This is a genomic window from Synechococcus elongatus PCC 11801 (genome assembly GCF_003846445.2).
Taxonomy (GTDB): Bacteria; Cyanobacteriota; Cyanobacteriia; order Synechococcales; family Synechococcaceae; genus Synechococcus; species Synechococcus elongatus_A.
This window is the reverse complement of the sequence record NZ_CP030139.2, coordinates 2,600,808-2,626,436: the sequence shown is the minus strand read 5'-3', so window position 1 is coordinate 2,626,436 and position 25,629 is coordinate 2,600,808. Positions and strand designations below refer to the sequence as shown.

Genomic DNA, 25,629 nt, shown 5'->3' with positions numbered 1-25,629 from the left:
TCCTTAGGGGTTTAAATCCTACTGGAGGATTTTGGAAACGACACCAGCACCGATGGTGCGGCCGCCTTCACGGATTGCAAAGCGCATGCCTTGCTCAATCGCGATCGGGTTGATCAGCTCAACCGTCATCTTGATGCGATCGCCCGGGATCACCATTTCAGCTGCCGAACCGTCGTCAGCGGTGAAGTCCGAGATCGCGCCGGTCACGTCGGTTGTCCGCACGTAGAACTGAGGACGATAGCCCGGGAAGAACGGGGTGTGACGACCACCTTCTTCTTTCTTGAGCACGTAAACCTCAGACTCAAACTTGGTGTGAGGCGTGATCGAACCAGGTTTGGCCAAGACCATACCGCGCTCGATGTCGGTTTTTTGGATACCGCGCAGCAGCAGACCCACGTTGTCGCCAGCCAGACCTTCGTCGAGGGTCTTTTGGAACATTTCCACACCGGTGACGGTGGTGCTACGGGTGTCGCGCAGACCGACGATTTCGATCGTTTCGCCGACTTTGACGCTACCACGCTCGATCCGGCCGGTAGCCACAGTGCCACGACCGGTAATCGTGAAGACGTCTTCAACCGCCATCAGGAAGGGGCGATCGACTTCCCGCTCAGGGGTGGGGATGTAGGCGTCGACTTCTTCCATCAGCTTCAGGATCTTGTCAACCCAGGGGTTGTCACCTTTCTGGCCGGAAGCGCCACCTTGGATAGCTTCCAAAGCTTGCAGTGCCGAACCCGCAACGATGGGGATGTCATCACCGGGGAAGTCATAGGAGCTCAGCAGCTCACGCACTTCCAGTTCCACCAGTTCCAGCAGTTCAGCGTCATCCACCATGTCTTCTTTGTTCAAGAAAACAACGATGTTAGGAACGCCGACCTGTTTCGCCAGCAGGATGTGCTCACGGGTTTGGGGCATGGGGCCGTCAGCCGCCGAAACCACGAGGATGGCGCCATCCATCTGCGCAGCACCCGTGATCATGTTTTTCACGTAGTCAGCGTGACCCGGACAGTCAACGTGAGCATAGTGGCGGTTGCCGGTTTCGTATTCAACGTGAGCGGTGTTGATCGTGATACCACGAGCTTTTTCTTCAGGAGCTGCGTCGATATCTGCATAAGCGCGAGCTTTGGCCATGCCAGCTTTCGCCAACACAGTGGTGATCGCTGCCGTCAGCGTGGTTTTGCCGTGGTCAACGTGACCGATGGTCCCGATGTTGGCGTGGGGTTTGGTGCGTTCAAACTTAGCGCGTGCCATTGGCGTTCAGTCTTCCTTTAGGTTACTTAAGCGTTCCCTTTGTTTTTGGCGATGATTGTTTCAGCCACATTCCGAGGAACTTCCTCGTACTGACTGAACTCCATCGTGAAGATGCCCCGACCTTGGGTCATCGACCGCAGGTCAGTTGCATAGCCGAACATCTCGGCCAGGGGCACTTTGGCCGAAACAGTGGCCGTGCCATTGGTGGTTGCTTGGCCTTCGATTTGGCCTCGGCGGGAGATCAGGTTACCCATCACTGAACCGAGGAAGTCTTCCGGCACTTCCACTTCCACCTTCATCACCGGCTCCAGCAGAACTGGGTCGGCTTTCCGAACGGCTTCTTTGATCGCCATGGAACCAGCGATCTTAAAGGCCATCTCAGACGAGTCGACGTCGTGATACGAGCCATCGACCAAGGTTGCCTTGATGTCGATGAGCGGGTATCCCGCCAAGACGCCCGATTCGCAGGTTTCTCTCATCCCCTGCTCGGCAGGACCGACGTACTCTTTCGGCACCGTACCGCCGACGATCTTGGAGACAAACTCGAAACCAGTGCCAGGCTGAGCCGGCTCCAGTTCGATCACAACGTGACCGTACTGACCCTTACCACCGCTCTGGCGGACGAACTTACCTTCCGCTTTGACAGCCTTACGAACTGTCTCACGGTAGGCGACCTGAGGAGCACCAATGTTGGCTTCAACCTTGTACTCCCGCAGCATCCGATCCACCAGAATTTCTAGGTGGAGCTCGCCCATGCCGGCGATAACCGTTTGGTTGGTTTCAGAGTCAACCGAGACGCGGAAGGTCGGATCTTCTTCCGAAAGCGCCTGCAACGCCTTCGAAAGTTTTTCCATATCGTTCTTGGTTTTGGGTTCAACCGCAACCGAAATCACCGGTTCTGGAATGAACAGAGACTCAAGAATGATTGGGTTTTGGTCGTCGCAGAGGGTGTCGCCCGTGAAGGTATCTTTAAGACCCAGGACAGCACCCAAGTCGCCCGCACGAAGCTCATCAACCTCAATCCGGTCATCAGCCTTGAGGACGATCAGACGCGAAACCCGCTCTTTCTTACCCTTAGTGGCGTTGTAGACGTAGCTACCTTTTTGCAGAACGCCAGAGTAGACACGAACGAAGGTCAGGCGACCGTAGGGATCGGCCATGATCTTGAAGGCCAGCGCAGAGAAAGGAGCTTCGTCGCTGGAAGGACGCAGCGCCGTTTCGCCATCCGGCAAGGTGCCTTGAATCGGCGGAATGTCTTGGGGAGAAGGCAGCAGCTCAACCACTGCATCCAGCAACAGCTGAACGCCTTTGTTTTTGAAGGCCGAACCGCAAAGCATCGGGACCAAGCGATCGTTGCCTTGAATCAACACGCCTTTGCGCAGGCCAGCTTTGATGTCCTCAACACTGAGGTCGCCTTCTTCGAAGTATTTATCGAGAAGTGCTTCGTCAGTTTCGGCAACCGCTTCAACCATTTTGGAGCGCCATTCAGCCGCCGTTTCCTGCAGTTCTGCAGGGATGTCGGTGACTTGAATGTCGGTACCCAAATCGTTGGTGTAGATGTGAGCTTTCATTTCGACAAGGTCAACAATGCCTTGGAAATCGCTCTCAGCCCCGATCGGAATTTGAATCGGAACGGCGTTCGCTCTGACGCGATCGCGGATCTGGCCGTAGACCTTGAAGAAATCTGCGCCGGTACGGTCCATCTTGTTGACGAACACGATCCGAGGCACGCTGTAGCGATCGGCTTGACGCCAAACGGTTTCAGATTGGGGCTGCACACCACCAACCGAACAGAAGACAGCAACAACACCGTCGAGCACCCGCATGGAGCGTTCAACTTCAATCGTGAAGTCAACGTGACCCGGGGTGTCGATGATATTGACGCGGTAGTCTTTCCAGCTGGTACTAATCGCAGCAGCGGTGATCGTGATGCCCCGCTCCCGCTCTTGCTCCATCCAGTCGGTAACAGCATTACCATCGTGGACTTCACCAATCTTGTGGACGACGCCTGAGTAAAACAGGATGCGCTCCGTCGTCGTGGTTTTGCCCGCATCAATGTGGGCAGCAATACCGATATTTCTAACCTTTTCGAGCGGAACGGAACGTGCCACTGGAACCTCCTTGAGAGCGTCGATCGCTAAATCGAACGTATTAAATATTGTAACGGGATTTGTATTCGCTAGGACTAGTAGCGGTAGTGAGCAAAAGCTTTGTTTGCTTCTGCCATTTTGTGGGTTTCTTCGCGCTTACGAACCGAGCTACCAGTTTCGTTAGCCGCATCCATCAGCTCATTGGCGAGCTTGATAGCCATGGACTTACCAGGACGCTGACGCGAGTATTGAACCAACCAACGCAGGGCCATTGCCGTACCCCGTTCTGACCGGACTTCCATCGGCACTTGGTAGGTCGCACCACCCACCCGACGCGCCCGCACTTCCACCAGAGGAGTGGCATTACGAACAGCTTGCTCGAACAACTCAAGGGGATCGTTGCCCGTCCGCTCTTGGATCAGGTCAAAAGCAGAGTAGAGGATGCGGAAGGCCAGTGACTTTTTGCCCGAGTTCATCAGGCGAGCCACCATCATGGAGGCCAAGCGGCTGTTGAACTTCGGGTCGGGATTGACCGAACGCTTTTGGGCAGAGGTACGACGGGACATCAGTGAATCTCAGAAGTCTTGCTAAGGGCTACAACGCAAAAAAGAAAGCTTGGAAGGGGCGATCGCAGGGGTGAGGATGAATCACATCTGGAACGAGCAAGGTCAACTGCCCAGCAGCTTGCAGAGTTGACGTTGCCACGATCAACGCAGACAAGGCTCACCCAGCAACCTAGGCCTTCGGACGCTTAGCGCCGTATTTGGAACGGCTTTGACGACGGTCTTTGACACCAGCGGTGTCGAGGGTGCCGCGGATGATGTGATAGCGCACCCCGGGCAAGTCCTTCACCCGACCGCCACGAATCATCACAACTGAGTGCTCTTGCAAGTTGTGGCCAATTCCCGGAATGTAGGCCGTGACTTCAAAGCCAGAGGTCAAGCGAACCCGTGCCACTTTCCGCAGAGCGGAGTTGGGTTTTTTCGGGGTCGTGGTGTAGACGCGAGTACAAACGCCACGACGTTGCGGGCAGTTTTTCAGCGCGGGAGATTTGGTCTTTTTGGTGATTTTTTCGCGTTCGTCGCGAATCAGCTGCTGGATTGTAGGCATTTCAGAAAGCCGGTTCGGCTGCTCTTGGAAAAGACAACAATCTCTTACTTTACCGAGGGTTGATGCACTTGGTCAAGCACAAGGCCTTGAGAGGGCGATCGCCCAATGTCGTCACTTAGCAATTGGGGAGCATGACAACGGACGGGTTACCGTGGCGACACTCGCTAGGAAGGCGAGAGGCAGCGCCCGTAGTTATCGGTTCGACGTTCAATATCATCTTCTCCGAGATAGGGACCGATTTGCACCTCGATCAAAATCAGAGGCCCTGCCTCACGATTGCCGAGACGATGCCACTGTCCAATCGCAATGTCTAGGGATTGACCCACGGTCAGAGACAGCGTCAGATCGCCCAGCTGAACTTGGGCAACCCCCTGTACCACCAGCCAATGCTCCCGCCGCTGCTGGTGACGTTGCAGACTCAATTCCTGCCTCGGTAGCACCTCTAGGCGTTTGACTTGGTAGCCGTTGCCCTGATCAAGAATTTCAAACTGCCCCCAAGGGCGCTGTTCGCGATCGCCAACCTTCATCGCAGACTCGCTGGAGCAGGAGGGCCCAAAAAGACTCCCAGACCATTATGAACGCGGGCAGCTGTTCCCCGAGCTCGGTTCACTAGTTGACCATTGACGATCAAAGAGGTCGAACTTCCACCATCGAAATTGAGCGCATCGACGACCCCCAACTGCTGCATGATCGCGGCCATTTGGGGGAGGGTTGGGCCACGGCCTTGGCTCTGCTCATGGGCCGCCACTAGGATTAAGCTTCCGTCAGGAAGCAACCCGATCGCACTGCGGGGCGCAGCTTCTATCGCAAAGGCGCGACTGAAACCTTCCCCTTGGGGATCGACCACCACCTGGCCCGACTTCACCAAGAGGGGGCCGCCACCGAGGGCATGGGGAAACCGCTCAAATTGGCCCGGTAGGGCTTGCTGTTGGACTTGAAGAGTTGTTCCCGTTGTCAAAGCACTGCGCAAACTATTTGCCGATCGCAGCACGACTAAATAACCATTCCTCGGAATAGGAAAGCGGTTGCTCCCTGCTTTGCCGGCCTGAGACTGGGACACAACGCGATCGCCCTGCACAGTTACCACGACTTCGTTGTCAAGGATGGTTTGGTAGCTGCTACCCCAGGCATCGGTGTAGCGGGCAGCGCCAGCTCGGACATAGCCACTGTTGAGGGCAACGAGGGGAATGCGTATACCTGAGCTGAGCTGCAGGGTCTCTTGCAGGCCAAGCCGGTCAATCAAGACTTCGCCCTGATCGTTCCAAGCCATCGCGCCGCGGTTGAGGATTGGGCCGGAGTACCAGATGTTATCGCGGCGAATGGCCCCCAGTGGTAGGCGATTATTGCGATTAAAAAAGCCTGCATTGATAGCGATCGCCGCTCCGCGATCGCGGGCTACCGCCTGTAGAACCTGCGTGCCCTCCAACGACCCATTCCCCGCCCAAATCGGCGCTAAACGGACATTAGGCTGGCGCAAGTCCAGCTGAATGACATAGACCGGAAAAGTTGCCCCCCCAACTGTGACTTGGCGTTGCTGGAGTGGTGTACTGGGCTGTGACGGCGCCGGCGTCAGCAGAGATGGGCTCGAGTTCAATGAATTGGGAAAGGGGCTGAGATTGGGACTCAGGAGAGCTGTCGCTGGCCAATCGATGAAGATGCGATCGGGCGATCCCAAGCTAGAGACTCTCACGCCTACGCCCGTGGGTAATCGCAAACTCGTGCGATCGCCTTGTTGTTCAGCCTGAATCCCGTAGCGCTGCAAATTGGGAGCCAATTGGGTGGGGACTGAGCCATCAAAGCGCAGCTGTTGGCTAATCGCGTCCCATTCCCAAGGAGTTGGGCGATCGAAATCCAAGACAAGCCGACGGTTAGCGCCCTGCTGACCATCGCGCAGGTTCTGCAACGTTGCCGCTGGTAACTGAATGAGCAACTGATTCCCTTGGATTGCCAAGGCCCAGCCACTGCGCCGTGCCAACGTTGAAACTTCTAAGTAGCGGCGACTGTTTTGACGACGAGCGGGAACCTGTTCTACCCCTTCCGCAACCCGACCATCCGAGAACCAACGAATTGCTTGGCGCGTCGTACTCAAGCCCGGCAAGAGTTCTAAGCCCAAACCATTACGCAGAGCGGCCTCTTCAATCCAGATAAAGTTGCCCTGAGAAGCAGGTTCCACTGCCCAAGCCCCCGCGATCGCACGGCCATTGATCTGGATCTGCACCCCGGTTTGATTGACCACCGCACTGGCTTGAGCAACTGCAGTCGGTAACCAAGCCGCTGGCAATGCCAGCCCACCCCAACTACTGACCGTGCAGCCGAGCCAGATCAGTCCACGTCCGAGCACAGGTTTCATCCGTCTATCCCAACGCAGGGGCGATCGCAACATCCAGCAGCCGTGTCTAGCGACCCTCTCCTGACCTCAGGAGTTCCAGAGAAATCGTGAGAGGGCCGTAAACGATTCCTTATAATGTGCAGTACATTCCCAGCAATTCCAGATCTGTTCGAAACGATTGCGCTCACGCTGACCTCATCTTTGTTTCGTCTTAGACCCTAAGGCAAACAATGGGGTCAGTTTGTCGCCTCGATTCCGGCGATCGCTGCTCAGGGTCCATGCCTTTTCCCTGCTTTCTCCATTGGCCGGTTATCGCAGCATGAATCAGTATTCTGTTCACTCGTCTTCTCACCCGACTTATCAAGGCCCACGCTGGCTTGTTGAAGAGCGTGATGCCTGCGGCGTTGGCTTTGTTGCCGACCAGCAGGGGCGTGCCAGCCATGACTTAGTTGAGAAGTCTTTGCAGGCCTTGAGCTGCATGGAACATCGCGGCGGCTGCAGTGCAGATGCTGACTCCGGGGATGGTGCTGGTCTGATGACGGCGATCCCGACTGAGCTACTGAAAACGTGGCTCGGTGCTGCGGCTCCGGCGGACCTGTCGAGCGTTGGCCTGGGGATGGTTTTTCTGCCCCAGCACGGTGCTGAAGCCACGATCGCCCGGCAACTGATTGAGCAGATTGTTGCTGAGGAAAACCTGCAGTTTTTGGGCTGGCGCTTGGTGCCCACCCGTCCCGAAGTTTTGGGTCAACAGGCGCGAGCAAACCTGCCTCGGATTGAGCAGTGCTTTGTCGCCAGCGCACAGCTGCGGGGCGATGAACTGGAACGGCAGCTCTATCTCGTCCGCAAGCGGGTTGAAACTGCAGTCCAAGCCGCCCTCGGTGCAGCAAGCGAAGACTTCTACATCTGCTCGCTCTCCAGCCGCACCGTTGTCTACAAAGGCATGGTCCGATCGGAGGTGCTCGGTCAGTTCTATACCGACCTAACCAATCCGGCCTACGCCAGTAACTTTGGGGTCTACCACCGCCGCTTTAGCACCAACACCATGCCCAAGTGGCCCTTGGCGCAGCCGATGCGCTTTTTGGGCCACAACGGCGAAATCAACACGCTGCTGGGCAACATCAACTGGATGATGGCGCGGCAGGCTGATCTGCAGCATCCTGCTTGGGGCGATCGCATCGGTGACCTGCTGCCCGTCGTTGACCTGAACCGCAGTGACTCGGCCAACCTCGATAACGCGCTCGAGCTGTTGGTCAACTCGGGACGGACCCCGCAAGAAGCGCTGATGGTGATGGTGCCGGAAGCGTACAAGAATCAGCCAGAGCTGGCGAATCATCCGGAAATCGTTGATTTCTACGAGTTCTACAGCGGTTTGCAAGAGCCATGGGATGGCCCTGCACTGCTGGTCTTCAGTGACGGCAAGAAAGTTGGGGCCTGCCTCGATCGCAACGGGCTACGTCCCGCCCGCTACAGCATTACCGCTGACGGCTACATCGTCTTCGCTTCAGAAGCGGGGGTTGTCGATCTGCCGGTTGAAACAATCATCGAGAAAGGGCGTCTCGGTCCCGGTCAGATGATCGAAGTCGATCTCGAAACCAAAGAGGTCGTCAAAAACTGGGAGATCAAAAAACGGATCGCCAGTCAGCAGCCCTACGGTCAGTGGCTGCAAGAGCGTCAAGTGCTTGCCAGCCAAGATTTCGCAGAAGATCGCAGCCTGGGTGAGTTTGACTTACTACGACTGCAGACCGGCTTTGGCTATACCGCTGAAGACGTAGACATGGTCATCGAGGCCATGGCCAGCGATGGCAAAGAGCCCACCTTTTGCATGGGCGATGACATTCCCCTCGCAGTGCTCTCGAGCAAAGCGCGACTGCTCTACGACTACTTCAAGCAGCGCTTTGCCCAGGTGACCAACCCCGCGATCGACCCCCTGCGGGAAAGCCTCGTCATGTCGCTGAGCATGACGCTGGGGGCTCGCGACAATCTCCTGCAGGTTGGGCCCGAGTCGGCACGGCTGCTGAAGCTGGATTCACCGGTTCTCAACGAGGCTGAACTAGCACAGGTCAAGCAGTCTTCTCTCAAGGCAGCTGAGCTATCGACCCTGTATGCGATTGAACAGGGACCCGATGGTTTGCAAGCGGCGATCGCAGCACTCTGTGAGCAAGCAGAGCAAGCGGTCCAAGCTGGTCACCAAATCCTGATCCTGAGCGATCGCGCTGGCGAGGGGCTGGCTCCGCAGATCAGCTACATTCCGCCACTGCTCGCGGTTGGCTCAGTTCACCACCATCTGATCCGCAAAGGGCTGCGCATGAAAGCCTCGCTGGTGGTTGAGACTGCCCAATGTTGGAGCACCCACCACTTTGCCTGCCTCATTGGCTACGGCGCCAGCGCCGTCTGCCCATGGCTGGCTCTGGAAACCGTGCGCCACTGGTGGCATGCGCCCAAGACTCAAAGCTTGATGGAGCGCGGCAAAATTGCCCAAGTCAGCCTAGCGGGAGCCCAAGAAAACTTCCGTAAAGCAGTTGAGGCTGGACTGCTCAAAATCCTTTCGAAAATGGGGATCTCGCTCCTACCTAGCTACCACGGGGCACAAATCTTCGAAGCGATCGGCCTCAGCATGGAAGTGGTCGATCTCGCTTTCCGAGGCACGACTTCACGGTTGGGCGGTCTGACCTTGGCAGACGTTGCTCATGAGGTCATGAGCTTCCACTCCCGCGCCTTCCCCGAACTCAACCAGAAGAAACTCGAGAACTTTGGCTTCGTGCAGTACCGTCCCGGTGGCGAGTACCACATGAACAGTCCCGAGATGTCGAAAGCGCTGCACAAAGCGGTCGCTGCGGGCAAAAATTACGACCACTTTGAGGTCTACCGCAAGTATCTCGAAGAGCGTCCAGTCACAGCGTTGCGGGACTTGCTGCAGTTTGTCAGCGATCGCCCCTCAATTCCTCTGGAGGAAGTGGAATCGGTCGAGTTGATCGTGGAGCGCTTCTGCACGGGTGGTATGTCCCTCGGTGCGCTGTCGCGAGAAGCCCACGAGACTCTCGCGATCGCGATGAATCGACTGGGTGGCAAGTCCAACTCCGGCGAAGGTGGCGAAGATCCAGTTCGCTACAAAGTTCTCGGCGATGTTGACGCAGATGGCAACTCACCAACCTTGCCGCACCTACATGGTCTGCGTAATGGCGACACCGCCAGTTCAGCCATCAAGCAGATTGCCTCAGGTCGCTTTGGGGTCACCCCTGAATACCTGATGAGCGCCGATCAGCTGGAGATCAAAGTCTCGCAGGGTGCAAAACCGGGCGAAGGTGGACAGCTCCCAGGCAAAAAAGTCAGCCCCTACATCGCTTTCCTGCGCAACTCCAAACCCGGTGTTTCGCTCATTTCACCGCCGCCGCACCACGATATCTACTCGATCGAGGATTTGGCGCAGCTCATTTTTGACCTGCACCAGATCAATCCCAAGGCACAAGTCTCGGTCAAGCTAGTGGCCGAAATCGGGATCGGGACTGTGGCAGCGGGGGTCGCCAAGGCTAACGCAGACATCATCCAAGTCTCTGGCCATGACGGCGGTACGGGTGCTTCACCGCTCAGCTCGATCAAACATGCAGGCGGTCCTTGGGAATTGGGCTTAACTGAAGTCCATCGCGTTCTGATGGAAAACCAGCTGCGTCAGCGAGTGCTGCTGCGGGTGGATGGCGGTCTCAAGACCGGTTGGGACGTTGTGATGGCAGCCCTCATGGGTGCCGAAGAGTTTGGGTTTGGTTCGATCGCGATGATTGCGGAAGGCTGCATCATGGCGCGGGTCTGCCACACCAACAACTGCCCTGTCGGGGTCGCCACGCAGCAAGAGCAACTCCGCAAGCGTTTCACCGGCATTCCCGAGCATGTCGTCAACTTCTTCATCCTGATTGCTGAAGAAGTCCGCAGCATCTTGTCCAAACTGGGTTATCGCAGCCTGACGGAACTGACGGGTCGTACCGATCTGTTGGCTCCACGTCCTGACCTGAAGCTGACCAAGACTACAGCTCTTAACCTGGACTGTCTGATCAAGCTGCCGGATAGCCGCTCCGATCGCAGCTGGTTGGTGCATGACGATGTCCATAGCAATGGACCGGTACTGGATGATCAGCTCCTCACCAATCCGGCGTTGACTGCTGCGATCGCTAACCAAGGCTCCGTCAGCATCGACCAAGCGATCGTTAACACCGATCGTTCCGTAGGGGCACGCTTGGCAGGTTCCATTGCCCAGCGCTATGGCAACTACGGCTTTGAGGGGCAAATCACACTGAACTTCAGTGGCAGTGCTGGCCAAAGCTTTGGGGCCTTCAACATCAGTGGTGTCAGCCTCAACCTCGTGGGTGAAGCCAATGACTACGTTGGCAAAGGCATGAACGGCGGTGAGATCATCGTTCGGCCTGAAGCAGGCGTTCGCTTTGATCCCTCTCAGAGCAGCATCATCGGCAATACCTGTCTCTACGGTGCAACCGGTGGCAGTCTGTTTGCCAATGGCCGGGCTGGTGAGCGGTTTGGGGTTCGCAACTCCAAGGCGCAAGCCGTTGTGGAAGGTACTGGTGATCACTGCTGCGAATACATGACTGGCGGCACAATCGTGGTGCTCGGTCCCTGTGGCCGCAATGTCGGTGCTGGTATGACTGGTGGCTTGGCCTACTTCCTCGATGAGGATGAACAGTTCCCGAGCAAGGTCAATCCAGAGATTGTCAAACTGCAGCGGGTCTCGACCACAGCGGGCGAGCAACAGCTTAAGCAGCTGATCACTGCCCATGCTGACAAAACGGGTAGCCCGAAAGCTCAGCAAATCTTGCAGAACTGGGATCAGTTCCTGCCACAGTTCTGGCAAGTCGTGCCGCCGTCAGAGGCAGACACACCGGAAGTCAACCCCGCAGTCGCGAGTAAAGAGCTGACAGCCGTCTAGATCCACATCGAAATTGCTAACTGAGGGTCTGCGATCGCAGACCCTTTTTTATGGCTGTCTGTCTGCAATCCCTGCGATCGTTCTCTAGATTCCGAAGAGATTGTTAAGGGCCTCAGGTTTCGTAACTGGATACACAGCTTGCCCCTGGGGCGGGTGTTAGCGTGATCCCAAAATTACGGTTCAACTCCTCCGAGCCCTTGCTATGTCTCAAATCCTAGATTCGATCACCGTCACTAACGACAGCGTTGTTCTGTGCTGTTACGTCAATGCCACCAGCAAGATTCAGGTCGCTCGGATTACGAACATCACCGGTTGGTATTTCGAACGAGTCGTTTTTCCTGGCCAACGACTCATTTTTGAGGCCTATCAAGAAGCCATGCTGGAAATTCACTCTGGCATGATGGCCAGTGCTATTTTGACCGATCGCATTACCTGTGCTGATCTCGTGATCGGCCAAGAGCTAGATGAAGTCGAGGTCTTGGAGTCGAAGGGGGCTGCTTGATTTCACCAATTTATGCAACGCACTACCACCTAGCCTTGATCTAAAAAGTCAAGGCCTTTTTATGGCGATCGCTCAACGGTGCGCCTCTCTGCGATCACATTTGGGCAATTTTGTCGATCCAGCCACGGTGCTACCGTTTCCTGCAGATGGTCAGGGAGGCAAGCAATCCAAGCCGGGTAGACCGGCAAGCGAGGCTGCAACTGCCAGCCCTGTCGAGCCAAGACCAGATGGAGCTCAGCAAGGTCAAGGTGTTCATAGTCAGGGTTCACCTCATCGCGAGGCACAATTCCACCCAGATCCCTTGCCCCTGCCGCTAAGCAAGCCGTCAGATAGTCAGGTTTATTGAGCAAGTTGGGTGGCACTTGGATCGTGATCGAGGCTGGCAAAATTTGACGGGCGATCGCCACCATCGCGATCAGGTCTTCTACCGGAAAAGAGGGGAGTGTCACTGCCTGCTGCGATCCCGGCACGTGGGGTTGCAGAATGACTTCTTGAATATGTCCCCAGCGATTGTGACAAGCCGCGATCGCCTCCAGTGTGGCAATGCGATCGTCTGCAGTTTCTCCAATCCCTAGCAGCAGTCCTGTTGTAAAAGGAATACCTAGTTCGCCTGCTTGCTCTAGCTGCTGGAGCCGGAGTTGAGGAACTTTGCTCGGGGCCAAGCGATGCACCGTCTGCTGCAGCCGAGGGGTTAGTTGTTCCAGCATCAACCCCAAAGAAACATTCACTTTTTGTAAGGCAGTCATTTCCTCTCGGCTGAGTGGCCCCGCGTTGGTATGCGGCAGAAATCCCATCTCCAGGGCTAACTCTGCTAGATCGATAAGGCGCTGGAGCCAAGCTGCTCGGCGAGGGCTGTGCGGATGGACTTCACCACTGAGGAGTAAGACTTCACAAATCCCGCGATCGCGTTGCTCCAGTAGACGTTGTTTCGCATCTTCCAAGCTCAGCCACTTATCCTGACCCGGCTCTTTGCGGAAGTTGCAGTAGGTACAGCGATTGAAGCATTCATAGGTCGGCACGAGCGTATAGGCCGGACTGTAGGTAATCACAGCCGACTGTTGAGGCGATCGCAAAATTCGATCTGAGAAGTGCTTCACAATTCGCAAAGTTTTGTTTAGTATGAGTTCATAAGGCATTAAGCCTTAGACATACATATCAATCAACTGGACTCAAAACATCATGACGACTGCATTGCAGCGGCGCGAGAGCGCCAGCCTGTGGCAGCAGTTCTGCGAGTGGGTGACCAGCACCGACAACCGCCTCTATGTGGGCTGGTTCGGCGTGTTGATGATCCCCACCCTGCTGACCGCCACCATCTGCTTCATCGTTGCGTTCATCGCAGCACCTCCCGTCGACATCGACGGCATCCGCGAGCCTGTTGCTGGTTCGTTGATGTATGGCAACAACATCATCTCTGGTGCTGTTGTTCCTTCCAGCAACGCAATTGGTTTGCACTTCTACCCGATCTGGGAAGCCGCTAGCCTCGACGAGTGGCTCTACAACGGTGGCCCCTACCAATTGGTAGTGTTCCACTTCCTGATCGGCGTCTTCTGCTACATGGGCCGTGAGTGGGAACTGTCGTACCGCCTCGGTATGCGTCCCTGGATCTGTGTTGCATACAGCGCACCGGTTGCAGCAGCGACTGCAGTGTTCCTGATCTACCCGATCGGCCAAGGTTCGTTCTCGGACGGCATGCCTTTGGGTATCAGCGGCACCTTCAACTTCATGTTCGTGTTCCAAGCTGAGCACAACATTTTGATGCACCCCTTCCACATGCTCGGCGTTGCTGGCGTGTTCGGTGGTTCGCTGTTCTCGGCAATGCACGGTTCGCTCGTGACCAGCTCGCTGGTGCGTGAGACGACCGAAGCTGAGAGCCAAAACTACGGCTACAAATTTGGTCAAGAAGAAGAGACCTACAACATCGTGGCAGCCCACGGTTACTTCGGTCGCTTGATCTTCCAATACGCTTCGTTCAACAACAGCCGTTCGCTGCACTTCTTCCTGGCTGCATGGCCGGTAGTGGGCATCTGGTTCACGTCCTTGGGCATCAGCACCATGGCGTTCAACCTGAACGGTTTCAACTTCAACCAGTCGATCTTGGATAGCCAAGGTCGTGTGGTGAACACCTGGGCAGACGTGCTGAACCGCGCCAACCTGGGTATGGAAGTGATGCACGAGCGCAATGCTCACAACTTCCCCCTCGACTTGGCTGCTGGCGAAGCAACCCCCGTTGCTCTGACCGCTCCTGCTATCAACGGCTAATTCCCGCTGATGCAAAGTCATTGCTCAATTGAATAGTTGAGTAGTTGTGAGAGGGCTCTGGAATCCAGAGCCCTCTCGCTTTTGGCAAGAGTGGCTTGTCGGAGACAGCCTGTCGAAGCCCATAGAGTCCAGTTTCTAAACCGAACCTAAAATTCCCTACGGCGAATAAATTACCAAGAAGCAATCTTCATCGTTGCTTTGCCAAACCACGAAGTTCCCTGACGAAGATAGGGGGTAGAGCTGCTGAATGGTTAGCAATCATGACTCCCGCTCCTCAGCACTTGTTCCTCGTCTTCTACTCCTCGCTGTTAAGGACCTCGTGATCATGAAAACACTTCTTTGTGGTGCTTTCGCAACTGCTACTGCAGCAGCGCTGCTCATGCCGGGAATCGCGCAAGCGGCAGATAATGTCACTCTCATTAATGGCGCTTGGGCACGCTCGGTCACCATCGACGACTTGCAAGCGATGGCACAACAAGACCAAGCTCAGGGCTTTACTAGGGATGCTGTCAACATTACGCATACCCAATTCGAAACGGTACGGAGCTTTCTGAATCGTCCAATCAACTACAAGATGATTGAGGCAGACTACCTGCTGAACAGTGCTGCCGGCGAAAAACTGTTGGACCAAATCGGCCAGGTAATGGCTCCACGGACGGCTGACACCGATGGTCGCCAAGCCCTTCGGAGTGCCATCGTCCTTTCCCTGTTAGATGACAATAAGACCACACCACTAGAAATCATCCAAAACTATCCGACGGATGCTCGGATCAACTTAGGTGCCCTGTTCGCTGCTGATGCCAAATTCATCCCCGATGTTTTGGCCTTCCTGGATAACAATCAACAGGTTGCAATGCAAAGAACCAGCATTGACTGGATGATTGCTCAGAACGAAAACAGCTTGTTCAACCGTGACTTTGCGCAACAAGAGCCGCTGCCTGTTCAACAGCCAGCACCCGTTCGGGGCCTCTGGTAGACATTGAAGGTCATCTCTCCCTGATTGATGTTAGCCGCAAGCCGCACGATCAGGGAGCCATCCTAAGCATTACTAAAGCCAATTGAGGGTGAAGCAATTCACCCTTTTTTGATCTCTATTTTTAGGACTGCTTAGTCCGCGATCGCTGCACTGTAAATATGAAGTCTTGGATCGGTTCGTCAGGCAATGTTGAGGGATCGCCCCGATCGCCTCAAGACTCGGCATGCTAGTCGCATCTCCATTGCATGTTGGGCGATGGGACCTTAGTTGAAGCATGCTTGCGGTCGGCCTAGACCGCTTTTTCTTTGCTCAATATCCCAACAGTGATCGCAAGGCTATCCAACTGCACACTCACTGCTGTCGACATTGTGATCGAGTACGGTATGTACAAAGGGCAAGTGATTTAAGTCTGCAGACTAGTAGAACAATCTGGGTTAAATAAAGCTTAACATAAAACTCTAGAGTGCGAAGTAAGCGCGTCAGTGTAAAATACTATGAAGCCAGCTGACTAAAGTCATGAACATATCAAGATTAATAAATATGAAAACTGCTTCCTTGATGGGAGTTATTGGGGCTGGATCACAAGTTTATTCAGATACTTTATTTGTGGTATTCAGATACAGCAGCGAACAGATTCTTCCTTATGGTAGATACTTGCTTTGTGGTGTCTCTTCTCTATGCTTTCTAGTGTTTTTTATGATTCTTTTTCTCCAAGGAAAAAGAAATGGGATGTCAGACAACTTGAGGGCAGCTATCGTTGCAGGTGCTATAGGTTCAGTAGTTAAACTCTTCTTTTCGCCTGTAGCTGTCTTTAGACCTTTAATGTCTTCGGCCTTTATAATGCTATTTTTGGTTGCTCTTGGAATTGAAGGCAAGAGTCAAAAAAATAGTTTTTTGTTTCACAAGGATTTAGAGGTTAAATGAGTCTCAAAATAGCAATACGAATTGGCTTGACAGGAGCCATCCTCCAATTTCTTGGAGAAATACTCAGATGGTATGTCAGTTTTTTGCCGGGATCCCGGGCAGATGACCTATTTATTCAGACCGGACTCCTTATTGATCACAGAGGTTTGCCTGAAATCAGCTTCTTCTCTGCCCTCTGCATTTTTTACTTTTTCTTGGCTCTATACAAAAATTGGAATATCAAAAGTAATCGCAGTAACTTATGAGGCTTTTGAAGATGTAACATGGCGCTCGCAGTTCAGGTATGTGGAGAAACTGTGAGCGCTGATAGGGACTGACTCTACGGCCTAAAACTCAGCGTTTTGGGGCGTGCGCGGGAAGGGAATCACATCGCGGATGTTGCCCATGCCCGTGATGAATTGCACCAGTCGTTCAAAGCCTAGGCCAAACCCAGCATGGGGGACACTGCCGTAGCGCCGTAGATCTAAGTACCACCAGTAGTTCTCCTCGGGCAGATTCGCTTCGGCAAGGCGCTGTTTCAGAACATCGAGCCGTTCTTCCCGTTGGGAGCCACCGATAATTTCACCGATGCCCGGTGCCAGCACGTCCATTGCGGCAACGGTTTTTTGATCATCGTTGAGCCTCATATAAAAGGCTTTAATTTCGCGCGGATAGTCGTAGACAATCAACGGCTTACGGAAATGCTCCTCAGCAAGGTAGCGCTCGTGCTCTGACTGGAGGTCGATACCCCAGGCCACCGGATAGTCAAAACTGCGATCGGCTTTTTCGAGCAGGGCGATCGCATCGGTGTAGCTGACCCGCTCGAAGTCGTTGCTTAGGATTGTTTCAACGCGATTGAGGACTTCGGAATCAATGCGCTGATTGAAAAATTCCAGATCTTCGCTGCAGCGATCGCTGACTCGCTGGAAGACGAATTTCAAGAAGGCTTCGGCCAAGTCCATGTCACCGCCGAGATCGCAAAAAGCCATCTCCGGCTCGACCATCCAAAATTCCGCCAAGTGACGGGAGGTGTTGGAGTTTTCAGCGCGGAAGGTGGGGCCAAAGGTGTAGACGTTGCTGAACGCCAGCGCCATGATTTCCGCTTCGAGCTGGCCGCTGACCGTTAGATAGGCACGTTTGCCAAAAAAGTCCTGCTCAAAATCCGGTGCTTTTTGGGATTGCGCCAGCTTTTCTAAATTGAGGTTAGTGACCGTGAACAGTTCACCGGCGCCCTCGCAATCACTCGCCGTAATGATCGGCGTGTGCACCCAGAGGAAGCCCCGCTCTTGAAAGAAGTCGTGAATGGCAGTTGCTGCCGCATTGCGCACCCGCATCACCGCCCCGATCGAATTGGTACGAGGCCGAAGATGGGCGATCGTGCGCAGAAATTCAAAGGAGTGGCGTTTTTTCTGGAGCGGATACTGTTCGGGGTCAGCACCACCAACGATTTCAACCGTGGCTGCTTGTAGTTCGACCCGCTGCCCTTTGGCTGGCGACTCGACTAAGCTGCCCGCGATCGCGATCGCCGCGCCGGTGTCCAGCTGCTTAGCGATCGCCTCGTAGTCCGCCAAATCCTGTCCTAGGACGACTTGGATGCCCTTAAGACAGGAGCCATCGTTGACCTCAACGAAGGTAAATTCCTTCAGTTGACGAGCCGTGCGAATCCAACCCCGTACCTCAACAGTCTGGCCGGGTTGGCCGTGGCGAAGCAGGTCAACAATGCGCTCCGAAGTCATACAGATGCCGATCGCAAGACACTTTCCATTGAAACCGCAAACCGCAGCCTCTGAAGGTCTCAGGGCGATTAAATCCAGTCGAAATCTCGGTTCCTAGCGGAGGACGCGCACCGTTACCGGACCGCTCCAGTTGCTGTGGCCACCCAAATCGCGCATGGCACCGTAGGCCAAATCGAGATCACAACGGCAGCGATCGTTGACGCGCACCGTCACACTGCGACCACCGCGACTGACCTGTAGCTGTGTGCCCAAGGGATAGCGCGCACTGGCTGCGGTGTAGCCGTAGTAGTCAAAGCGCTCACCACTCGCCGTACGACCGTTGTGGTAGGACGAATGGTAAACCGTTGCCCAGACTTCGGCAGCCATGGCAGGCATTTGGGCCAACAGCGCGATCGCTGCGGAACCCGCAAAGATGAATTGTTTCAAGAATCAGGAATTGAACTCTTCACACCACCAGGGCTTGCGAACAAGCAACCTGAGGGACAGTCGAGAGGTAGAAAGGACAATCACTAGAGTCCTCTCGTCGTTTCGGCGGGGAAGAGGTTGAAGGGCCGAAAACGCGATCGCCTAGGAGCGGCGATACACCGTCGTGAGTAAATATACCACCTGTCCCCCAGTTTGGGTGGTGCTCAGTCGCTGGCCCCAGGTGTCGCTACGATCGAAAGGCGCTGTTTTCTAGGGAATTCCAGCATGGGTCAAGGTCAAAATGTCCTCGGTCAGGACCTCGAAGTCTGTTGCTGTGCCCCCATGACCGGATGGTATCGCAATGGCTTTTGCCAAACGGATGCCCAGGACCGCGGCAGCCACACCGTCTGCGCTGAAATGACGGAAGAATTTTTGCTGTTCTCGCGCGATCGCGGCAACGACCTGATTACGCCCCGCCCCGAGTTCAACTTCCCCGGACTAAAAGCTGGCGATCGCTGGTGCCTTTGTGCCAGTCGCTGGCAAGAAGCCTTCGAGGCAGGCATGGCACCGCCTGTGGTTTTGCAATCAACCGAAAAAAGCGCTCTCCGCTACGTCAGCTTGGCGGATTTGCAAGCCCATGCCCTGCCGGTTTAGGGAGCGATCGCCACGATCGGCTAGGGTGCAAGCATGTCTTTCTGCGAGAGCGATCGATGCATAAGCTGCCCGTGACGGTGATCACCGGTTTCTTGGGAGCCGGCAAAACGACCCTGATCCGCAATCTGCTGCTCAACAATCAAGGTCGCCGGATCGCCGTTCTCGTCAATGAATTTGGCGAGGTCGGCATCGATGGCGAGTTGCTGCGCAGTTGTGGCGTCTGCGACGAGGAAGAAACAGCAGACAGCAATATCCTCGAACTGGCCAATGGTTGCCTGTGCTGCACGGTGCAAGAGGAATTTTTGCCGACCATGCAAACACTGTTGCAGCGGCGTGAACAAATCGATTGCATTTTGATTGAAACCAGCGGTCTAGCGTTGCCAAAACCGTTAGTTCAAGCCTTTCGTTGGCCCGAAATTCGCACCGGAGCAACCGTCGATGGTGTTGTCACCCTCGTGGATGCTGTGGCAGTTGCAGCGGGTCAATTCGCAACAGATTTGGATGCTCTGGAAGAGCAGCGCCAAGCAGATGACAGTCTCGATCACGAAACACCGATCGAAGAACTCTTTGAAGATCAACTCGCCTGTGCCGATCTTGTCCTGCTCAGCAAAATTGATTGTCTGCCACAAGAGGACAGCGATCGCGTTCGCCGCTGGCTGAGTACACAGGTGCGATCGGGCGTGCCAATTGTGCCGGTGACCAATGGACAACTGGAACCTAATGTTTTGCTGGGCTTCAATGCCGCGGTCGAAGATGACTTAGAACAGCGTCCTAGCCATCACGATCACGAGGAAGAGCACGATCATGATGATGCGATCGCAGCTGTCCATTTAAGTCTGGATTCAGAATGGCAGCCGGAAGCTTTGGTAGAGCGGCTGCAAGCCTTACAGCAATCCCAAACGCTCTATCGCGTTAAGGGTTTTCTGGCCGTTCCGGGCAAATCGATGCGCCTTGTTTTTCAGGGTGTCGGCCCCCGCTTCGACTGGTTCTATGACCGTCCTTGGCGATCGCCAGCGGAGCGCCGTAGCCAGCTGGTTTTCATTGGCGAAGATCTCAACGCAGAGGCCCTGCAAGCAGCTCTCAATCCTGTTGCTGCAGGTTAAGTCCAACAAGCTACTGCAAGACGCTGGCTCGACTATAGACTCTCTTTGAGAAGATCAGCCAAGTCAGCGTCTACCGCTATTGACCTATATCCAAATTCGATCGACGTTATACAAATCAAAAGATGAGTCATTACTGACAATCCTCAGCGATCGCCGCATGGACTGTGCAATTAACATGCGATCGAATGGATCTCGATGATCATTAAAGAATGGCAAGTTCAAGTATTCATGAATATCTTCAAACTCAACTGGAAGCACGGCAATCGAGAGGCGTCCCAGCAAGTCTTTCAAGTCTTTAAACTCGATCGTTAGACTTAGTTTTCCTAGGCCACTTTTGATAGCCATTTCCCAGATGCTGACGATACTGACATTCAAGTCATATCGTGTATCTTCCAGCAGCTCAGCTGTCTTAGCATCTAAATGGTGATCAGCCTGCAGATACCAAACCAAGATGTGCGTATCAATCAGGAGTTGTATCACTCCATATACTCCTTCATTTCTTCTAGGGGCTCATCAAAGTCATCTGACATCCAAATCTGACCTTTGAGAATCCCTAGCCCCCCACGTTTCTTGCGTGGTTCATCTGCAGCAATCGTTTCTTTAGAATATCGATCAGTCAAAAACTCAATGTAATGCAAGACCTCGACTTGGAGAGATTCTGGGAGTTGTTCGAGTTTTTCGAGAATGGTTGGCTGCACCATATTTGCACCTCCTGTAAGGACTGATATGCATCGTTGTCCTCCATCAGTTATAGGATCCGGCCGGAATTGAACGAGCGGATCACCTCAATAGTAGTCAGGTGGCTGAAACTTTGCCCGATCTGACTTTGGTCAGACTCCAACCCTAGGCTGGCTGGATCTGCTGGCGAACTTGCTGAGCAATAAAGGGCAGAACTGCTTCGTTATTGGCGTGCTCTTTGCCTTCGGTGAACACCACCAAAAGATGCGGCGGCAGACCTGGAATTTCTAGATAAGCAGCATCGTGGCGAACCCGGCTCATCCAACCCGCTTTGGACCAGAGTTGACTGCCTTGGGGCAAGTCCTGTCCGAGAAAACCTGCGACTTGGTTTTCAGGATCATCTGCCAGCGATCGCGGATCGAAAGGTCGATTTAGCAGATTCATTATGCGCTGTGAGGCGGAAGGCGAAACGGCAACCCCACCCGCGATCGCATGCAGTAACCGCGCCGTCGCATTGGTTGTCAGCTTATTGCGGTTCTCAAACTCGGGGCCATAGAAAGCTCGCTCCCGACCATAGGGGCCATCACCCCAGGTTTTTTGATTGACGTTAATGGGCTGCAATTCCGGCCACATCAACGACTGGTAATAGCGATTGACGATGTTGCGTTGGAATTGCCAAGTCTTGAATGGCCCTTCGCCCAATTCGGGGCCGCTGGTGGTGCCGCTCAGTAAATCGACAATGTAGCCTGTCGCATCGTTGCTGGAATCAACGATCATGTCGCGCAGGGCGCGATCGAGTTCCGCACTGGGCTGAATCATGCCCTGCTGGAGCCACTCCAGTGCTGCCACTAGATAAAAGAGCTTGACGATGCTAGCGGGATAAATTGCTTCATCGCCGCGATAGTGGAAGCCTCGAATCGGTAGCGACCAAAAACTTTGGGGGGCGATCGCACCACCCGTATTCACAGGAACCGGATCGTCGTAGACAATCCAAGTCAGCGCTAATTGGTTGCGTGCCAACTGTGGAAACTCTGCCCAGGTGGCGGCAAGCACGTCCTCGCCCCAGCGAGCCAGCGTGGCATCCGTTTCAAAGAACAGCATTGGTGAACCTTCCACCCAGAAGCCTCGAGTCTACCGAATTGCCGGTGCTAACTCACTGGCAGATTACCGCTGACCTGAATTTGTTTGATTCCCCGGTCTGCGATCGCCTAGCCACGCAAGCGGCAGCGGGTCGACAGTTGCGAATTTTGGAGCAGCAGGATCAGGCTTGGCTGGTGCGCCTAGCCGAAGATGACTATCCGGGTTGGATTCCAGTCAGTGATTGCCAACACTTTCAACCGTCCAACAGTATTTATCGACCCAGCCAACACGATCGCACCGCAATTGAGGCCGTCATTCCAGATGCAATCGCTTTTGCCCAAGCAGCTGCAGCTCAACTGAATATCTACCTTTGGGGTGGTTGCCTAGGGCCTGATTATGATTGTTCGGGATTGGTGCAAGCTGCTTTTGCTGCACAGGGAATTTGGCTACCGCGCGATGCTTGGCAACAGGAACAATTCTGCGAGTCATTACCCAGTTGGGAAGCCGCAGAACCAGGCGATCTCATCTTCTTTGGCCGACCCGATCGTTGTACCCATGTAGCGCTGTATTTGGGCGATCGCGCTTATCTCCATAGTTCAGGGCGCGAAATTGGGCGCAATGGCATCGGGATTGACTGGCTTGACCCAAGTGCTGATGCGGTCAGCGATCGCTATTGGCGCCAGTTACGCGGTGCAGGCCGGATCACCCGCAGTTACCAAGGGGGTTGCGATCATTTTTCTGAGTGGCTGCCAAGTTGATGACTGAGCTGCTTAGAGAAACCTTTAAGCAGTGCGTCGTTGAAGGTTTCCGCAGATTTATCAATCGTTAGGGCGGAAATAATCGAGCCAGCGATCACCGGAGTCAGCCCGAATCAAAGCAACTACGAGATTGGGAAGTGACGCCAAATTGGGATAGACCAAGTAGCGCGGTTGCCAGTCGGGATGGAACTTCTCTTTAAAGCTGTGAAGCCCTTGAAAACGATAGAAGCGATCGAGGTGGCGATAGAGGTAATCTAGGCCCTGCTCCACCTGAGTCGGTTGGTCGAGTTGATCGAGGCCAGACAGTGCTGACAAACCCAAACTAAAGCTATCGAAGCCACGATCCTTAGCTGACAAAATCGTATTGACCAGCAAAAATTCCATCGTGCCGCTTTCGGCTTGCGGTAAAAAGCGAATCAAATCAAGCGTGAGTTCATTACGCTGAAATTCCTCGACCCAGTTGGCAAAGGCCTGGATTTGACCATCCTGCGATCGCACCACAGCAATGCTGCCACTGGTGAGGTAATCGCGATCGAACCAGCCCACTGAAAAGCGTTTTTCAGGCCCTTTCATTCGCTTCAGCCAGGCATCGCTGACAAGGCGCAACTCGGGTAGCAAGGGCGATGTTTCTGCGGCTGGAATCACTTCAAAGCGATAGCCCACCCGTTCTAGGCGACTGAGAGTGCTGCGAAAGCCCCGTCCCCGCTTGCCCTGTAGGGTAAAGTCTCGCAGTGGAATGACCGCTTCCTGACCAATTTGCACCGCGGCTAAGCCTTGACGCTGGTAGAGCGGTAAGTCATCGGGGAGCACCTGATAAAAGGCCGGTAACCAGTCGTTCTGGCGACATTCGCGCAAAAACTGCTGAATCATGGCCTCGCGATCGCGGGCTGGCCCGATTGGATCCCCGAGGGCGATCGCCCCACGGCCCCGTTGCACAAAAGCCACAAGACTTTCGCCGCTGGGGCTAAAGCAGTAAGACTTGTCATCCAGCAGCGTCAGCTTGGCCAGAGATGTGTGCCCGTGTGCACGCACGATCGCGATCGCTCGTTTTCGCTCTGCAGCAGTAGCAGGCGGTTGCCAAACGGGTTGCAGCAACAGCAAAAAGGCATAGCCGAGCGTTAGCAGACTGACACTGTAGATTGATTCAGCAAACAGGCGTCCAAAACGTGTTTGGGGCAGGGTGCTGCTGACATCCCAGCTAAAGAACAGCTGCAACACCTGCTGCAGAGCAGTCAGCAAATCAAAATCGCGAGCATAGTGGTGATCGAGCCAAAAGAGACCCAAAGTACCGTAGGCCAAGCTAAACAGCAGCGCCCCCAGTAGAACCCGCACCGCTCGCACCCGCGAGGGCGCATCCGATCGCGCTGTGTAGTGCCGATGGTCAACGAGCAAAAACCCCAGCAAGACACCATCGAGAATCGCCACCAGTGGATGGTGCGATCGCATCCCTTTTAGGGCTAAGGACAGACCCAGCAGTAGCACCGTCAACAGCCACGCCACTCGCTTGTGGCGCAGCAGTTGTCCCGCTAAAGTCAGCAGGATAAAGCCGATCACTGCTGCAGCGATCCGCCCCTGAGTTTCCACGGTCAGAGCCGTCAGCCGTTCCAACAACCGCGATCGCGCCGAGATCTGCGGCGAGACGGCAATCAGCAGATTGAAGATGCCGGCAATCGCGGTCAGTAGCGCCACCCAGCGTACCCGTTGAGTAGGGGTAAACAACTGCGCGATCGTCGACTGAAGGGACTTAATTGGGGACCACACGATAGTCATCCAACAAAATTCGCAGACAGCCTGCCGTTGGCACTGCCAAGATCACACCCAGCAAACCACCCAACTGAGCACCAATCAAAATTGCCATCAACACCCAGACCGGATGAACCCCGATCGACTTGCCAAACAGGCGCGGGGCAATCAGGTTTTCAATCAGCTGATCCGTGCCCCAGCAGAACACCAAGATGCGGATGCCCAGCCAAGGATTGCTGAACATCTGCACGATCGCCAAGCCAACAATGCTGATGCTGCCCCCAAACGGAAAGATTGCCAGGAGGCCAATGCCACAACCCAGCAATAGCCAAAAGCGCAAGCCCAGCAAGAACAACACGATCGTCGCGGTGCTACCAATCAGAAACGCGATCGTCAGCTGGCTGAGCAGATAATTGCGGAAACTCAGTTCCAACGCCGATCGCGCCCGTGCTCGCCAGCGTAGCGGCAGCCAGTTATACAGGCCATTCCACACTTCCTCACCGCGCAGCAGCAGATAGAAACTGATGACCAAGGTCAGCATCGTCTGCAAAGCGCCACTGGCAACCCCTAACAGGAGTTCTAGCAAGCGACTCGTCAACGCCTGTAGTTGCTCAGATAGGCGACTGACGACGTTCCCCAACACTGCCCGCAAATCCAGAGGAATACGGCTGAAAAAGGGGTGCTGTTCCAAGAGCTGAAATTGCTGAAAACCATCGTTCAGCGATCGCGGCAGCGTGTTAGCTAGGGCTGAGACTTGGTTGATCAAAATCGGCAGCAATGTCACGGTCACCAGCAACATCACTGTCACGATCGCGGCCAAAATGAGCAACACCGCCAGTAGTCGAGGCACGCGCCAGCGTTCGAGTAGTCGCACCGGCAACCCCAAGATGAAGGACAGCAGCGCTGCTGAGAGAAAAATGGAAATAGGACCTCGGAAGTAATCCCAGACCAGCAGCACGCACCAAGCATTGAGCAGAATGGCCGGCAGCCAAATAAATGGCTGGAGGGTCGCAATGGAATACTTAAGGCGCCGCTGCCAGCTCATGGCGACAAGACAGAAAAGCTCTCAGCATCGTACCCTTCCCCTTGGCCGATGTAATCGCTCCATAACGGTTGGAGCGA

General features: G+C 54.7%; 22 protein-coding genes. 8 read left to right on the top strand and 14 right to left on the bottom strand.

All coding sequences use genetic code 11. The features are described 5' to 3' along the window. Window positions 1–18: 18 nt before the first annotated feature. From tuf to DOP62_RS13080, 6 genes are all read right to left on the bottom strand, one after another. The gene (tuf, locus tag DOP62_RS13105) at window positions 19–1,248 is read right to left on the bottom strand and encodes an elongation factor Tu (protein WP_011242968.1); all 1,230 of its coding nucleotides are present in this window, start codon (window positions 1,246–1,248) and stop codon (window positions 19–21) included. A 26-nt stretch (window positions 1,249–1,274) separates the two neighbouring features. Then, window positions 1,275–3,359: an elongation factor G gene (gene fusA / locus DOP62_RS13100; RefSeq protein WP_208673991.1), complete on the bottom strand. Its 2,085-nt coding sequence runs from the start codon at window positions 3,357–3,359 to the stop codon at window positions 1,275–1,277. 74 nt (window positions 3,360–3,433) lie between these two features. After that, entirely contained in the window at window positions 3,434–3,904 is a 471-nt protein-coding gene (gene rpsG, locus DOP62_RS13095) for a 30S ribosomal protein S7 (protein ID WP_208673989.1), read from the bottom strand. Between the two features lie 169 nt (window positions 3,905–4,073). Continuing rightward, window positions 4,074–4,448 carry a 30S ribosomal protein S12 gene (gene rpsL, locus DOP62_RS13090; protein ID WP_011242965.1) on the bottom strand — a complete coding sequence of 125 codons (375 nt, stop codon included), beginning with the start codon at window positions 4,446–4,448 and terminating at the stop codon, window positions 4,074–4,076. Between the two features lie 164 nt (window positions 4,449–4,612). Further along, window positions 4,613–4,975 carry a phosphomannose isomerase type II C-terminal cupin domain gene (locus DOP62_RS13085; RefSeq protein ID WP_208673982.1) on the bottom strand — a complete coding sequence of 121 codons (363 nt, stop codon included), beginning with the start codon at window positions 4,973–4,975 and terminating at the stop codon, window positions 4,613–4,615. Then, complete coding sequence (locus tag DOP62_RS13080) at window positions 4,972–6,798, bottom strand: phosphodiester glycosidase family protein (RefSeq protein ID WP_338441640.1); 1,827 nt, start codon at window positions 6,796–6,798, stop codon at window positions 4,972–4,974. Before DOP62_RS13080 ends, DOP62_RS13085 begins: the two co-directional genes overlap by 4 nt. Before the next feature lie 298 nt (window positions 6,799–7,096). On the opposite strand from DOP62_RS13080, the gene gltB reads away from it, so the two are divergent. After that, the gene (gltB, locus tag DOP62_RS13075; protein ID WP_208677080.1) at window positions 7,097–11,707 is read left to right on the top strand and encodes a glutamate synthase large subunit; all 4,611 of its coding nucleotides are present in this window, start codon (window positions 7,097–7,099) and stop codon (window positions 11,705–11,707) included. A 202-nt stretch (window positions 11,708–11,909) separates the two neighbouring features. Then, window positions 11,910–12,209, top strand: a complete 300-nt coding sequence (locus DOP62_RS13070) for a DUF1830 domain-containing protein (protein WP_208673980.1) — start codon at window positions 11,910–11,912, stop codon at window positions 12,207–12,209. Window positions 12,210–12,268: 59 nt separating this feature from the next. Here DOP62_RS13070 and cofG read toward each other — a convergent pair whose 3' ends face one another. Beyond that, entirely contained in the window at window positions 12,269–13,306 is a 1,038-nt protein-coding gene (cofG, locus tag DOP62_RS13065) for a 7,8-didemethyl-8-hydroxy-5-deazariboflavin synthase subunit CofG (protein ID WP_208673978.1), read from the bottom strand. Window positions 13,307–13,388: 82 nt separating this feature from the next. Here cofG and psbA point away from each other — a divergent pair, with 82 nt between their 5' ends. The 3 genes from psbA to DOP62_RS13050 all read left to right on the top strand — a co-directional run bounded on the left by psbA (window position 13,389) and on the right by DOP62_RS13050 (window position 16,371). Continuing rightward, on the top strand, window positions 13,389–14,471 hold the full coding sequence (gene psbA / locus DOP62_RS13060; RefSeq protein WP_338431276.1) for a photosystem II q(b) protein: 1,083 nt from the start codon (window positions 13,389–13,391) through the stop codon (window positions 14,469–14,471). 325 nt (window positions 14,472–14,796) lie between these two features. After that, window positions 14,797–15,447, top strand: coding sequence for an alpha/beta hydrolase (locus tag DOP62_RS13055; protein WP_208674207.1), 651 nt, complete (start codon window positions 14,797–14,799; stop codon window positions 15,445–15,447). 540 nt (window positions 15,448–15,987) lie between these two features. Continuing rightward, window positions 15,988–16,371: a hypothetical protein gene (locus DOP62_RS13050; protein WP_208674209.1), complete on the top strand. Its 384-nt coding sequence runs from the start codon at window positions 15,988–15,990 to the stop codon at window positions 16,369–16,371. 326 nt (window positions 16,372–16,697) lie between these two features. Here the strand turns inward: DOP62_RS13050 and asnS are convergent, their stop codons facing one another. Then, window positions 16,698–18,086, bottom strand: coding sequence for an asparagine--tRNA ligase (asnS, locus tag DOP62_RS13045; protein WP_208674211.1), 1,389 nt, complete (start codon window positions 18,084–18,086; stop codon window positions 16,698–16,700). A 93-nt stretch (window positions 18,087–18,179) separates the two neighbouring features. Further along, a complete protein-coding gene (locus DOP62_RS13040; RefSeq protein WP_208674212.1) occupies window positions 18,180–18,512 on the bottom strand; it encodes a septal ring lytic transglycosylase RlpA family protein in 333 nt (110 codons plus the stop codon). A 264-nt stretch (window positions 18,513–18,776) separates the two neighbouring features. On the opposite strand from DOP62_RS13040, the gene DOP62_RS13035 reads away from it, so the two are divergent. Both DOP62_RS13035 and cobW read left to right on the top strand, forming a co-directional pair. Next, window positions 18,777–19,145 (top strand): DUF2237 family protein, encoded by a 369-nt coding sequence (locus DOP62_RS13035; protein ID WP_126146736.1) that lies wholly within the window; start codon window positions 18,777–18,779, stop codon window positions 19,143–19,145. A gap of 56 nt (window positions 19,146–19,201) precedes the next feature. Next, the gene (cobW, locus tag DOP62_RS13030) at window positions 19,202–20,248 is read left to right on the top strand and encodes a cobalamin biosynthesis protein CobW (protein WP_208674213.1); all 1,047 of its coding nucleotides are present in this window, start codon (window positions 19,202–19,204) and stop codon (window positions 20,246–20,248) included. 84 nt (window positions 20,249–20,332) lie between these two features. On the opposite strand, the gene DOP62_RS13025 is transcribed toward cobW, so the two are convergent. The 3 genes from DOP62_RS13025 to DOP62_RS13015 all read right to left on the bottom strand — a co-directional run bounded on the left by DOP62_RS13025 (window position 20,333) and on the right by DOP62_RS13015 (window position 22,027). Beyond that, window positions 20,333–20,728 (bottom strand): type II toxin-antitoxin system VapC family toxin, encoded by a 396-nt coding sequence (locus tag DOP62_RS13025; protein ID WP_261789864.1) that lies wholly within the window; start codon window positions 20,726–20,728, stop codon window positions 20,333–20,335. Further along, window positions 20,725–20,949 (bottom strand): type II toxin-antitoxin system VapB family antitoxin, encoded by a 225-nt coding sequence (vapB, locus tag DOP62_RS13020; RefSeq protein ID WP_208674215.1) that lies wholly within the window; start codon window positions 20,947–20,949, stop codon window positions 20,725–20,727. Before vapB ends, DOP62_RS13025 begins: the two co-directional genes overlap by 4 nt. Before the next feature lie 142 nt (window positions 20,950–21,091). Then, window positions 21,092–22,027 (bottom strand): serine hydrolase, encoded by a 936-nt coding sequence (locus DOP62_RS13015; RefSeq protein ID WP_208674216.1) that lies wholly within the window; start codon window positions 22,025–22,027, stop codon window positions 21,092–21,094. Between the two features lie 44 nt (window positions 22,028–22,071). Between DOP62_RS13015 and DOP62_RS13010 the strand changes: the two genes are divergently transcribed. Further along, on the top strand, window positions 22,072–22,764 hold the full coding sequence (locus DOP62_RS13010) for a C40 family peptidase (RefSeq protein WP_261789865.1): 693 nt from the start codon (window positions 22,072–22,074) through the stop codon (window positions 22,762–22,764). Window positions 22,765–22,824: 60 nt separating this feature from the next. On the opposite strand, the gene DOP62_RS13005 is transcribed toward DOP62_RS13010, so the two are convergent. Next, window positions 22,825–24,534, bottom strand: coding sequence for a bifunctional lysylphosphatidylglycerol flippase/synthetase MprF (locus tag DOP62_RS13005; RefSeq protein ID WP_208674218.1), 1,710 nt, complete (start codon window positions 24,532–24,534; stop codon window positions 22,825–22,827). After that, the gene (locus tag DOP62_RS13000) at window positions 24,509–25,552 is read right to left on the bottom strand and encodes an AI-2E family transporter (RefSeq protein WP_208674219.1); all 1,044 of its coding nucleotides are present in this window, start codon (window positions 25,550–25,552) and stop codon (window positions 24,509–24,511) included. The genes DOP62_RS13005 and DOP62_RS13000 overlap by 26 nt, the downstream gene beginning before the upstream one ends. Window positions 25,553–25,629 lie beyond the last annotated feature (77 nt).